1 protein-coding gene and 1 riboswitch are annotated in these 1,705 nt (G+C 40.8%); the gene reads right to left on the minus strand.

Annotated features, from left to right (window positions below; genetic code table 11):
- Positions 1–73: 73 nt before the first annotated feature.
- Entirely contained in the window at positions 74–1,288 is a 1,215-nt protein-coding gene (locus HMPREF1040_RS03905) for a bifunctional 3,4-dihydroxy-2-butanone-4-phosphate synthase/GTP cyclohydrolase II (protein WP_007392623.1), read from the minus strand.
- A 106-nt stretch (positions 1,289–1,394) separates the two neighbouring features.
- Positions 1,395–1,511: riboswitch (FMN riboswitch) on the minus strand.
- Between the last annotated feature and the right edge of the window lie 194 nt (positions 1,512–1,705).

Consider the following 1,705-nt stretch of genomic DNA (forward strand, 5'->3'; position numbering starts at 1 on the left):
AAGACGTAAGATAAAAATATCGGCTATCCACTTATATGGATAGCCGATATTTTTTATCTTACGTCGGTTGTTTTTAATGCAAATGCGGTAAAATGTGGCCCATTTTTTCTTTTTTTGTTTCTAAATAAAATTTGTCATATTTTTGTGGAGCGATTTCAATGGGAACTCGTTCCGTAATTTCTACACCAAATCCTTCTAAGCCATAAATCTTTTCAGGATTATTAGTGAGTAAGCGTAATTCCGTAACACCCATATCTTGTAGGATTTGAGCCCCAATCCAGTATTCGCGTAAATCTGGGGCAAAGCCGAGCTTTTCATTGGCTTCTACCGTATCGTAGCCTTGTTCTTGTAACACATAGGCTTTGAGCTTGTTGATAAGACCAATGCCTCGTCCTTCTTGACGCATGTAGAGAAGAACTCCTCGTCCTTCTTTGTTGATCTGTTGTAATGCGGCGGCTAGTTGTTGACCGCAATCGCAACGGCAAGAGCCAAAGACATCACCTGTTAAGCATTCGGAATGAACACGGCAAAGTACATTTTTTCCATTGCTAATATCACCTTTGACTAAGGCAACATGGTGTTCACCTGTTAAGTCGTTGACATAGCCATAAATTTTGAAATCTCCAAATTTTGTAGGCATTTCAGCGACAGCTTCACGCACGACATGTTTATCGTGACGACGACAATAATTTTGTAAATCATGAATGGTGATAAATTTTAACTGATGTTTTTCAGCTACTTCCCATAGTTGCGGCGTACGCATCATCGTGCCATCGTCAGCCATAATTTCACAGCATACCCCAACTTGTTTGAGACCGGCCAAACGCAATAGATCTACCGTTGCTTCCGTATGACCATTGCGTACAAGAACGCCACCTTTTTTGGCAATGAGTGGAAAGGTATGTCCTGGACGACGTAGGTCTTCGGGTCGTGTTTTTTCATCAGTGCATGCTCGGGTTGTGAACGCGCGTTCTACTGCAGAAATACCTGTTGTCGTTTGGACATGGTCAACGGAAACGGTAAATGCTGTTTCGTGATTATCTGTATTGTGTGCTACCATGGGTGATAATTTGAGTTTTTCTGCATATTCAATACTCATGGGCATGCAAATTAATCCTTTGCCATGAGTAGCCATAAAATTCATATTTTCGGTAGTACAAAATTGCCCTGCACAAATAAGATCCCCCTCGTTTTCCCGATCCGGATCGTCTGTTACAATGATCATGCGACCAGCTCGCAAATCTTCTAGTGCTTCTTCAACCGTATTGAATGTTCGTGTTTTTGTCATGATAAAGCCTCCTGGTTTCATATACTTCGTCTATACGTGCAGTTGCGGGCATAAAAAAAACCCCAGCAAGTGCTTCGGGGCAAAGAAACAAAAAAATAAAATATCTTTTCCTCTTCTTTTATCCAGACTATACTGTCGGTTTTGGAATTGCACCAAATCCTACGCTAACGCGCTCGCGGACTATACCGCCGATCGGGAATTGCACCCTGCCCTGAAGATTCATCTCGTATAATGAAGTTATCATACTCTATCTACGTACTTTTGTCAAATATTATTTTTCTGTATTTTGTCACTATCTTCTGTTGATTCGTCAATGGGTCCGCTTCAAATGCGAGTATGGAAAAATTTAGTCACCCTATTAGCACAAAAGAATGAAATATTGACGAAAAAAATTCGCTACTTATCACAGCGATCGTT

This window comes from Megasphaera sp. UPII 135-E, assembly GCF_000221545.1.
Classification (GTDB): domain Bacteria; phylum Bacillota; class Negativicutes; order Veillonellales; family Megasphaeraceae; genus Megasphaera; species Megasphaera hutchinsoni.